General features: G+C 73.1%; 12 protein-coding genes and 1 pseudogene. 8 read left to right on the top strand and 5 right to left on the bottom strand.

Annotated features, from left to right (window positions below):
* Positions 1–188 (bottom strand): annotated as a pseudogene (locus tag DQW85_RS33595) (adenosylcobinamide-GDP ribazoletransferase); the annotation flags it as partial.
* Entirely contained in the window at positions 188–1,009 is an 822-nt protein-coding gene (locus DQW85_RS33600; protein ID WP_113703793.1) for an aminoglycoside 3'-phosphotransferase, read from the bottom strand. The pseudogene DQW85_RS33595 and the gene DQW85_RS33600, both read right to left, overlap by 1 nt.
* A 33-nt stretch (positions 1,010–1,042) precedes the next feature.
* On the opposite strand from DQW85_RS33600, the gene DQW85_RS33605 reads away from it, so the two are divergent.
* Positions 1,043–1,843, top strand: coding sequence for an ABC transporter ATP-binding protein (locus DQW85_RS33605; protein ID WP_113703794.1), 801 nt, complete (start codon positions 1,043–1,045; stop codon positions 1,841–1,843).
* 24 nt (positions 1,844–1,867) lie between these two features.
* On the opposite strand, the gene DQW85_RS33610 is transcribed toward DQW85_RS33605, so the two are convergent.
* Positions 1,868–2,902, bottom strand: a complete 1,035-nt coding sequence (locus DQW85_RS33610) for a bifunctional adenosylcobinamide kinase/adenosylcobinamide-phosphate guanylyltransferase (protein WP_113703795.1) — start codon at positions 2,900–2,902, stop codon at positions 1,868–1,870.
* Between the two features lie 148 nt (positions 2,903–3,050).
* On the opposite strand from DQW85_RS33610, the gene DQW85_RS33615 reads away from it, so the two are divergent.
* On the top strand, positions 3,051–3,257 hold the full coding sequence (locus tag DQW85_RS33615) for a hypothetical protein (RefSeq protein WP_113703796.1): 207 nt from the start codon (positions 3,051–3,053) through the stop codon (positions 3,255–3,257).
* Between the two features lie 70 nt (positions 3,258–3,327).
* On the opposite strand, the gene DQW85_RS33620 is transcribed toward DQW85_RS33615, so the two are convergent.
* Entirely contained in the window at positions 3,328–4,326 is a 999-nt protein-coding gene (locus DQW85_RS33620; protein ID WP_113703797.1) for an aldo/keto reductase family protein, read from the bottom strand.
* Between the two features lie 150 nt (positions 4,327–4,476).
* On the bottom strand, positions 4,477–5,088 hold the full coding sequence (locus tag DQW85_RS33625) for a DUF3043 domain-containing protein (RefSeq protein WP_240197588.1): 612 nt from the start codon (positions 5,086–5,088) through the stop codon (positions 4,477–4,479).
* Between the two features lie 126 nt (positions 5,089–5,214).
* Here DQW85_RS33625 and DQW85_RS33630 point away from each other — a divergent pair, with 126 nt between their 5' ends.
* The 6 genes from DQW85_RS33630 to DQW85_RS33655 all read left to right on the top strand — a co-directional run.
* Entirely contained in the window at positions 5,215–6,033 is an 819-nt protein-coding gene (locus DQW85_RS33630) for a PspA/IM30 family protein (RefSeq protein ID WP_205315609.1), read from the top strand.
* Entirely contained in the window at positions 6,030–6,308 is a 279-nt protein-coding gene (gene pspAA, locus DQW85_RS33635; RefSeq protein WP_113703800.1) for a PspA-associated protein PspAA, read from the top strand. The genes DQW85_RS33630 and pspAA overlap by 4 nt, the downstream gene beginning before the upstream one ends.
* Positions 6,309–6,313: 5 nt before the next feature.
* Positions 6,314–7,213: a zinc metalloprotease HtpX gene (gene htpX / locus DQW85_RS33640; protein ID WP_113703801.1), complete on the top strand. Its 900-nt coding sequence runs from the start codon at positions 6,314–6,316 to the stop codon at positions 7,211–7,213.
* Positions 7,214–7,215: 2 nt separating this feature from the next.
* Positions 7,216–7,857, top strand: coding sequence for a PspA-associated protein PspAB (gene pspAB, locus DQW85_RS33645; protein WP_113703802.1), 642 nt, complete (start codon positions 7,216–7,218; stop codon positions 7,855–7,857).
* A 25-nt stretch (positions 7,858–7,882) separates the two neighbouring features.
* Positions 7,883–9,238 (top strand): alpha/beta fold hydrolase, encoded by a 1,356-nt coding sequence (locus DQW85_RS33650; protein ID WP_162795579.1) that lies wholly within the window; start codon positions 7,883–7,885, stop codon positions 9,236–9,238.
* Positions 9,239–9,375: 137 nt separating this feature from the next.
* Positions 9,376–10,224, top strand: an 849-nt coding sequence (locus DQW85_RS33655) for a serine/threonine-protein kinase (protein WP_162795580.1), incomplete at its 3' end; no start/stop codon positions are given.

Below are 10,224 nucleotides of genomic sequence, written 5' to 3' on the forward strand. Positions count from 1 at the left end.
CCCACGGCCAGCGCCGCGCCCAGCAGCGGCGGCCCGGGCAGCAACAGCGGCAGGCCGGCCAGCGCGCCCAGCACCAGCCCCACGACCGGGGCCAGCAGCATCGCCCGCCCCGCGATCAGGCGGTCCACCCGCTCGACCCGGACGGGGAAGACGGTGAGCGTGCCGATCGCCAGGCGCGCGCCGTGCATCAGAACAGTTCGTCCATCAGCCGGTAGTAGTCGAGCCGGCGCGGGTCCGGCTCGGGCAGCCCGTACGCCGCCAGGAAATCCTCCGCGGCCGGTCCCTCCAGGTCGCGCAGGGCGATGGCGAGGTCCACGTACCGGTCCGCCACGCCCAGCGCGCCCACGTCCACCAGCACGGGCTCACACACGCGCGAGCCGGGGCCGGGGGGCGGCGCCGCGTGCGGTCCGGGGGAGGAGGCGTCCAGGGACGGCTCCCCAGCGGGCGGGCCGGAGCGGGCGGGGGCCGGGAGCGGCGGGGAGAGCACGTTGGACGGGGTGAAGTCGCCGTGCGTGACGACCAGGTCCTCGCTCGCGGGACGCTCGGCCACCAGCCGCTCGTACACCTGCTCCGGGCTCAGCCCCGCGTGGTCGTCGTCGAAGTCCGCCGGATCGACCAGCCCCGCGTCCACCCGCTCGCGGGCCCGGGCGAGCCGGACGTCCAGCCGCTCGTCGAAGGGGCACTCCCGCACCGGGATGTCGTGCAGCGCCCGCAGCACCCGGCCCATGGTCGCCCCGGCGTGGGGCGGCGGCCGGTGTTCCAGGCTGCGCCAGCCCGCGTCCGCCAGCACCAGCGCGTCGTCGTCGAACGCCACGACGTCCGGCACGCTCAGCCAGCGCTTGAGCCAGAGGAGCCGCTCGTGCTCGCGCCGCGCCGTCGGGCCCTGCTTCACGTAGTGGACGCCCGCCGGAGAGGTGACCCGCAGCGTCTCGCCGCTCACGCCCTCGTGGTCGTCGGACCAGACGGCGTCGTCTCCGAAGAGGTCAAAGATCCGTCCCGGAAGCCGCATAACGGTTGATCCTAGAGGCCATAAGGTGTGCGGATGCACGTGGTTGAACTCGAAGGCGTAGCTGTCCGGGTCGTCGGCAAGACGCTGCTGGCCGGAGTCGACTGGCGGGTGGAGTACGGCGAGCACTGGGCCGTGCTCGGGCCGAACGGCGCCGGCAAGACGACGCTCCTGTCGCTGGCCGCCGCCGTCCGGCACCCGAGCGAGGGCATGGTCAGCGTCCTCGGCCACCGGCTCGGCCGGGTCGACGTGCGGGCGCTGCGCCGCCACATCGGCCTGGTCGCCGCCGGTCGGCGGCTGATCGACGAGGAGCTGATGGAGGAGGAGGGGGCGACCGCGCACACCGTGGTGCTCACCGGTCACACCGCGACGAGCGCCCCGCTCTGGGACAGGTACGGCGACGCCGAACACGACCGCGCCCTCCGGCTCCTCGCCGACGTCGGGTGCAAGGAACTGGCCGACCGCCCGTTCCGGGTGTGCTCCCAGGGGGAGCGGGCCAGGATCAGGGTGGCCCGCTCCCTCATGCCCGACCCGGCGGTGCTGCTGCTGGACGAGCCGTTCGCGGGCCTCGACCTGCCCGCCCGCGAGGACCTCGTCTCCGCGGTGGAGGACCTGGCCGCGACCAGGCCCGTGCTGACCACGATCACGGTGGCCCACCACCTGGAGGAACTCCCGGTGACCACCACCCACGCCATGCTGATGCGCGACGGCCGTGTCCTGGTGTCCGGGCCGGTGGCGGACGTGCTCACCTCCGCCAACCTGTCGGACTGCTTCGGCCGCGCCCTCCACGTCGACCGTTTCGACGGCCGCTGGTTCGCCCGCGCGGCCCGCCCCTGACCCGCTGATCCGCCGCGCGGGCCCTCACAGCGGCAGCAGGCGCCCGGCCACCACGAGCGCCACGTCCTCCGACTCAGCGGCCAGGCGCTCGTTGAGGCGGCCGAGCGCGTCCCTGAAGGCCCGCCCGCTGGACGTGGCGGGCACCACTCCCATGCCCACCTCGTCGGAGACGGCCACGATCCGCCACGGCGCGCCCCGCCACGCCTCGACGAGCTCGTCGCAGCGCCGCCACACCGCCGAACGGTCGCCCTCCCAGGCCCCGTGCTCGTCGAACACCGCGGCCAGCCACGTGCCGAGCCCGTCCACCAGCAGGGGGGCCGTGGCGTCGCGGACGGCCCCGGCGAGGTCCGTCGTCTCCAGCGTCGCCCAGTGCGCGGGCCGGCGCTCCCGGTGGGCGCGCACCCTCGCCGCCCACTCCCCGTCGCCCGCGCCGGTGGGCCCCGTGGCCACGTAGGTCACGTACGGCTCCCCGGCCAGCCGTAGCTCCGCCTCGGCGGACTTCCCCGACCGCGAACCGCCCAGCAGGAGCTCCCTGCGCGCCCCCGCCCCCGACGGCGAGCCGCCGCCCGGAGCGGGCCCTGACGGGCCGGCGTGGAGCGTGGTCCCATCCGGTACGGCCAGCGCCCCCCACAGCGCCAGCCGCCGCGCCAGCTCGGCCTCGGACCTGACACGGTGGTCCAGCCCCACGGCCACCACCTGGGTGTCCCGGTCCGCCACCCCGGCGCGCCGCAGCAGGCCCAGCCGCTCGGGCCGGTCGAGCAGGTCGATGAGCAGGAAGTCGCACCGGCCGGGCCCGGGGACGGCGCCCACGCCGAGGGTCGCCGACCGGCCGGAGGGCACGTACAGCAGGCGTGTCCCGTCCGGCCCCGTCAGGCCGTGGCCTTCGGCGAACGGCAGGTAGCCGCCGGGCGGGTCGTCGAAGGGGAAGCGGACCACGCCGTCCACGACCAGGTCGAGCGGGCGGCGATGACCTGAGGGCAGGCCGCCGCACGAGGCGCACCGGCAGCCGGGCTCCGGCCAGCCCGCGCCGCCCGCCGTACCGGCGAGAAAGACCTTCACCGCGCCGAGCGTACCGACCAGCCGCCCGGCCCCGAGCGCGCGGGACGCGACATGGGCGCGTGGCGTCGATGGACGTCAGAGCTCGGGAGTAGGGTTCCAGTGCCGTCGGAGGGTGCGCCGGCGAACCCGCGGAGAAGGAGCGTATGGCATGACATGGCGGTGGCGTTACGAGAACGCTAACGGCGGTGAGGTGACAGATCGCCCGTTGCCGCGAGAGGTGTTCCCGAGCCAGGCCGACGCTGAGTCCTGGCTCGGCGAGAACTGGCGTGAGCTGCTCGAATCCGGCGTCGAGCAGGTGGCCTTGCTGGAGGAGGACCGCGTCGAGTACACAGCGTTGTCGTTGCGCGCCGAGTGAACAGCCAGGCGGGAGGACGGGAGGCCCCTTGAGCCGCGGCTCAAGGGGCCTCCTCCCGCCGGGGACGGCGTCACGGGCGCGAGCTGGGGCTCACGGTCTTGGCCGGGTCCCGCTCGACGATCGGGCCCAGCACGTCGTCGATCCGCTTGAGCACGTCCTGGTCGAGGCTGACGCCCGCGGCCCTGACGTTGTCGCGCACCTGGTCGGGGCGGGAGGCGCCGATGATGGCGCTGGAGACGTTCGGGTTCTGCAGGACCCAGGCGACCGCCAGCTGGGCCATGGTGAGCCCGAGGTCGGCGGCGATCGGCTTGAGGTTCTGCACCCTGGTCAGCACGTCGTCGTTCATGAAGCGGGAGATCATGCCGCTGCCGCTCGGGTCGGTGGCCCTCGAACCCTCGGGGGGCTGCTGCCCGGGCAGATACTTGCCGGTGAGCACGCCCTGGGCGATCGGCGACCAGACGATCTGGCCGATGCCCTCGCGCTCGCACAGCGGCACCACCTCGGACTCGATGATCCGCCACAGCATGGAGTATTGCGGCTGGTTGGACACGAACCGGTCGAAGCCCATCTCGTCGGCGATCTTCAGAGCCGCGGAGATCTGGTCGGCCGTCCACTCGCTGACGCCGATGTAGAGGACCTTGCCCTGCCGTACGAGGTCGTCGAAGGTCTTGAGGGTCTCCTCCAGCGGCGTCTCGACGTCGAAGCGGTGGGCCTGGTAGAGGTCGACGTAGTCGGTCTGCAGGCGTCGCAGGGAGCCGTGGATCGACTCGGTGATGTGCTTGCGCGACAGGCCGCGGTCGTTCTGGCCGCGGCCGGTGGGCCAGTAGACCTTGGTGAAGATCTCCAGTGACTCCCTGCGCACGCCCTTCAGCGCGCGGCCGAGCACTTCCTCGGCCTTGGTGCCGGCGTAGACGTCGGCCGTGTCGAACGTGGTGATGCCCTCGTCGAGCGCCGCCTGCACACACTGCTTGGCGGCCTCCTCCTCGACCTGGGAACCGTGGGTGAGCCAGTTGCCGTAGCTGATCTCGCTGACCTTGAGACCGCTGCGACCGAGGTGACGGAATTCCATGAACCCGACCTTAGGCGGTGCCATGGACCGATCTGATCCGGGATAGGGTGCGCGACGTGCTGAAGCTCGTGCGCGCGGCGCTGACCGCGGCGGTCCTCACCGCCATAGCCGTACGGCTGCGCCGCCGCGCACGCCCGCGTCCCCGCCCCGCTACTTCCTGGGCTGGACCGGCTTGCCGCCCGGCAGCAGCGCGGGCGGCGGGAAGCGGAGCTTGCGGATCTGCAGCGCGCGCATCGCGGCGTAGAAGCCGACGCCCCTCAGGCTCTCGCCGGGGTGCTTCTCGGCCACCAGCCGCTTGACCCGCCAGGCCACGTAGACCGACGTGAACAGCACGCCGAACATCATCACCGGCCACCCGATCGTGATCACGTAGCCGATCACCAGCGGCTGGATGTTGGCCGGCCACGGGATCCACGTCATCAGCAGGATGAACAGCGAGAACGGCAGGAAGTACTGGCTCGGCAGCCGGCGCGAGTCGACCCAGTCGCGCGCGAACTTGCGGGCCGGGCCCTTGTCCCGGGCGGGGAAGTAGCGCTCGTCGCCGGCCAGCATGCCCTGCCGGGCGCGTTCGCGCTCGGAGGACTGCTTGGCCCGCATCTGCCGGTAGGCCTCCTTGCGGTCCTTGGGAGCGTTTACCGGCTGGCGCCGCCTGCCCTCGGCGTCTCGGCGCTTGGGTGTGGGACGACCCTTACCTTGGGGCTTAGGATCGTCAACGGGGACGGGGGTGGCGTCCGCGGAGGTTTGGGAACGGCGTCGCAACACGCAGTCAACCCTACCTGGACTGCAACTTAGTGACGCCCCCGTGCGTTATGCGTAGGGTAATCCCAAGGCGGCTGCGCTGCACTGGGTTACCACCAGCACGACCTAAGAAGGGGACGGCCGACGCGCATGAGCGTGATGAAGAGACTTTCTATGATCTTCAAGTCCAAGGCCAACAAGGCCCTGGACAAGATGGAGGATCCACGCGAGACCCTCGACTACTCCTACCAGCGGCAGCTGGAGCTGCTGCAGAAGGTGCGCAGGGGCGTGGCCGACGTCGCCACCTCCCGCAAGCGGGTCGAGCTGCAGATCAACGGCCTCGAGCAGCAGGGCAGGCGCTACGAGGAGCAGGGTCGCAAGGCGCTGTCCGTGGGCCGCGAGGACCTGGCCCGCGAGGCGCTTCAGCGCCGCTCCAACCTGCAGTCGCAGATGGCCGACCTCAAGGTCCAGCACGACAACCTGCAGGCCGAGGAGGAGAAGCTCACCACGGCCTCCCAGCGGCTGCAGGCCAAGGTCGACGCCTTCCGCACCAAGAAGGAGACCATCAAGGCGACCTACACCGCCGCCGAGGCCCAGACGCGCATCAACGAGGCGTTCTCCGGCATCTCCGAGGAGATGGGCGACGTCGGCCTGGCCATCCAGCGCGCCGAGGACAAGACCGCGCAGATGCAGGCCCGCGCCGGCGCCATCGACGAGCTGCTCGCCAGCGGCGCGCTCGACGACTTCAGCGGCACGCGCGGAGACGACATCCAGGCCGAGCTCGACCGCATGGGCGGCGGCATGGACGTGGAGCTGGAGCTCGCGCGCATGAAGGCCGAGCTCGGCCAGGGCCCGGCCCCGCAGAGCGCCATCGAGCAGGGCCAGCAGCAGGGCCAGCAGCAGGCGCAGCCCCAGACTCAGCAGCAGCCGCACCCGCAGCAGACGCGCCACCCCGGGGAGGGCGCATGATCGTCAGGATCATGGGCGAGGGGCAGGTCGAGATCTCGCCGGACGACATCGCCGTGCTCAACGAGCTCGACACCGAGCTGGAGTCGGCCATCGAGTCCGACGACGAGCCGGCCTTCCGCGTCAAGCTGCACGCGCTCCTCGACAAGGTGCGCCACGTGGGCAAGGCGCTGCCCGACGACAGCCTTGCGCCGTCAGAGCTGATCCTTCCCCCCGCGGACGCCTCGATCGAGGAGGTCCGGGAGATGCTGGGCGACCAGGGCCTCATCCCGGGCTGACCCCGGTGCGCACGCGGTTCGCGCCTGACCGTGGGCTCACCAGCCGCATGCTGGTGACGATGTTCCTGCTCGGGCTGCTCTACGTGGTGTTCGTCGGCGCCCTCGTCGCGCTGGGCGTGCGCGCGCCGACCGTGCTGCTGATCGCCGTGGGCCTGCTGCTGGCGCAGTACTTCCTGTCCGACCGGATCGCCCTGTACGGGATGGGCGGCCGGGAGGTGTCGCCGGCGGAGGCCCCTGAGCTGCACGGCATGGTCGACAGGCTGTGCGCCATGGCCGACATGCCCAAACCGCGGGTGGCGATCGCCGATTCCGACGTCCCCAACGCGTTCGCCACCGGCCGCAACCAGAAGAAGTCCGTCGTCTGCGTGACGACCGGGATCCTGCGCCGGCTGGAGCCGCGGGAGCTCGAGGGGGTGCTGGCCCACGAGCTCTCGCACGTCGCCCACCGGGACGTGGCGGTCATGACGATCGCCTCGTTCCTCGGCGTGATCGCCGGGCTCATGACCAGGGCCGCCCTCTACACCGGCCTCGGCGGGCGCCGCTCGAACGGCCAGGGCGGCGTGCCGATCGGGCTGGTCATCATGCTGGTTTCGGTGCTGGTGTACGCCGTGAGCTTCCTGCTCACCCGGGCCCTGTCGCGCTATCGCGAGCTGGCGGCGGACCGGGCGGGCGCCCTGCTCACGCAGCGGCCGTCGGCGCTGGCGAGCGCGCTGGTCAAGATCTCCGGCGAGATGGCGAGGATCCCGACGCGTGACCTGCGCGAGGCGGAGCCGTTCAACGCCTTCTACTTCGCCCCGGCCCTCGCGTCCGGGTCGGGGCTGGCCGGGCTGTTCTCGACCCACCCGCCGCTGGAGCGCCGCCTCCAGCAGCTCGCCGCCATCTCCGCCCAGCTCGGCACCGGCTGACCATGCGCTGGCTGGACGCCCTTCTCGGCCGCTCGAAGCCGGCGACCCCAGATCTCGACGCGCTGTTCGCGCTCCCGTCCGCCGCCGTGACGCTGCGGGCGGCCACCGGGCTGGCGCCGACCGGGCTCGGCTCGGTGGCCTTCCGGGCCGCGGAGGGCGGGGCGTTCGCCGCCGCCGAGCGTGACGCCAGGGCGCTGCTCGGCGACCGGGTGGAGGAGTCGGCCGACGGCTACGGCTACACGTGGCTGCTGGCGCGCCGCCCGCCCGAGGCGACCGCCGAGCTGGTGACCGAGCTGCACGCGGTCAACTCCACGCTCCAGGACGCCGGTTTCGGCCCGTCGCTGCTGTGCTCGCTGGTCTCGTTCGCCACTCCCGGCCCGGCTCCTGAGGCCGCTCCCAGCCCGGGTCCTGAGCCCGCTCCCGGCCCGGGTCCTGAGGCCGGTTCCGCGCCCGATGCCCCCGGCAGGCGGCTCGCCGTCGTCTACCTCTACAAGCGGGGCACCTTCTACCCGTTCGCCCCGCTGCCCGGCGGCCGGCGCGACAACGCGCTCGAGCTGCAGGTGCGCGGCGTGCTGGCGGGCGAGCTGCCGCTGGAGGAGGATCTCGGCCGCTGGTTTCCGGTCTGGGGCGCTCCGGGGCTCTGATCACGTTAAGTGGTCTAATGACCACGTGGAGCGAAGACTGGTGGTGCTCGCGGCCTCCGCGTTCATCGTGGCGGCCGTGCTGTACAGCGCGTGGGTGACCGGGCAGTTCACCACGCCGGCCGTGGACCGGACGGGCGGCTACGTGGGCGAGCTGGCCGCGCGCGACCAGCCGTGGACGCGCCTGTTCCGGGTGACCGACGCGCTGGCGGGCCTGGCGTGCGTGCTGGGCGTGGCCCTGGTGCCCCGGATGCGGCGGCAGTGGGCGGGCTGGCTGGCGATGGCCGGCTTCGGCGTTTTCACGGTGGTCGGCAGCGCGTTCCCGTTCGACTGCGCGGTCCTCAGCGACCCGGCCTGCGCGAGCGGGCCGCTGTCGCTGTCGCACCACGTGCACGCCGCGACCGGCGTGCTGCCCACCGCGGCCGTGCTGGCCTCCATGGTGCTGCTGACCCTGCGCTGGAACGCCTGGGGCGCCTCGCTGCTCACGGGCGCCTGCCTGGGCGTCACCGTGCTCGCGCTCGCCGCCGTCGCCACCGGCCAGTTGGTGGGCGCCGTCCAGCGCGTCCAGGTGACGCTCATCGCGAGCTGGCTCGTGTACGTCGCGCTCAGGCTCCTCATCGCCGACGCGCCGGTGCGCAGGGCGCGCCCGCAGCACGTGATCGAGCAGGGCGCCGGGCCCGCCGTGCTGCTCAGCGCGGGGATGGCGGGGGCCTCGTTCCACTGGGACCGGGTGGCCGGCGAGCTGGCGCGCGGCCACCGGGTGACCCGCTTCGACCGCCCCGGCCTGGGGCTCAGCCCCGCCGTGCCGGTCCCGCCCACCCTGTACGGCGAGGCGGCCCGCCTGGCGGCGCTGGCCCCGGCCCATCCCGAGCAGGTCACCGTCGTGGCCCACTCCGTCGCCGCCTGGCACGCCGAGGCGTTCGCCAGGCTGCACCCGATGCGCGTGTCCAAGCTGGTCCTGGTCAATCCCACCTGCTTCAGGTGGCGCAGGCCGCGTCCCTCCACGCTCTGCAGGGAACTCGGCCCCTGGATGCCCGCGCTGGGCAGCACGTGGGGGGCCACCGCGCTGGCGCGCGTGGCGGGCCCGGCGGCCCACCGGATGCTCACCGGTGTCGCGGATCCGCGGCGCGTCCAGGTGCGCGGCCGGATGGTGGCCGCCGTGGCGGGGGAGTGGCTGGCCCGCCGTGACATGGCCGCCGACCTGCGCCGGATCAGGGCCGACCACCCGCTGCCCGACGTGCCGGTGACGGTGATCAGCTCGGGCGTGAGGAGCCGCTGCCGGCGGCGGCTGGCCGAGCTGCTGGACGCCAAGCTGGTCCGCCTGCCCCGCTGCGGGCGCCACGTCCAGATGGAGGACCCGGGCGCGATCGCCGACACCGTGTGACGCCCGTCCGCCTCCGGGTGATCGGGACGTTAATCCTCATACCCCGACAATCGGGGCAGGTGCCTGCCGTGAAGGGCTGACGTGAGAGCCCGCCAGCCACCAGAATGGCGGCAAAGACGCCATATGTGGGGGTTGGAATGCCGGACCTCGCGGCCCTGCGGCCAGGGGATCCCACCTCGGTGGGGGACTACATCCTGGACGGGCGGCTGGGCGAGGGCGGGCAGGGCACCGTCTACCTCGCGTCGGCCCCGAACGGAGCGAAGGTGGCTGTCAAGCTGCTCCGCTCCGACCTCGCGGGAGACGCGGAGGCGTCCATGCGGTTCGTCCGCGAGGTGGCGATGGCCAGGCGGGTGGCGCCGTTCTGCACGGCTCAGGTCGTCGAGACCGGGCTGTTCGGCGACCGGCCGTACATCGTGAGCGAGTACATCGACGGCCCGACGCTCGCCGACGTGGTGCGGGCCGAGGGACCCCGCTCGGGGACGTCGCTGCACCGGCTGGCCATCGGCACGATCACCGCGCTGGTCGCCATCCACCAGGCGGGCATCGTGCACCGCGACTTCAAGCCGTCGAACGTGCTGCTCGGCTCCGACGGCCCCCGCGTGATCGACTTCGGCATCGCCCGCGCGCTCGACCTGACCTCCACGCTGACGGCCAGCGCCATCGGGACGCCGTCGTACATGGCGCCCGAGCAGCTCACCGAGGCGAGCCCCGGCCCGCCGTCGGACATGTTCGCCTGGGCGTGCACGCTGCTGTTCGCGGCGTCGGGACACGCGCCGTTCGGCCAGGACAGCCTGCCCGCCGTGGTCAACCGGATCATGCACACCGAGCCCGACGTCGGCAGCGTCGGAGATCCCGCCCTGCGCGCCCTGGTGACGGACTGCCTGGCCAAGGACCCGGCGCGCCGGCCGAGCGCGAGCGACGCGCTCATGCGGCTGCTCGGCCACGGCCCCTCGCCCGGCCTGCTCCAGCAGGGCACCGCCGCGGCC

Source organism: Nonomuraea lactucae (assembly GCF_003313395.1).
Lineage (GTDB): Bacteria > Actinomycetota > Actinomycetes > Streptosporangiales > Streptosporangiaceae > Nonomuraea > Nonomuraea lactucae.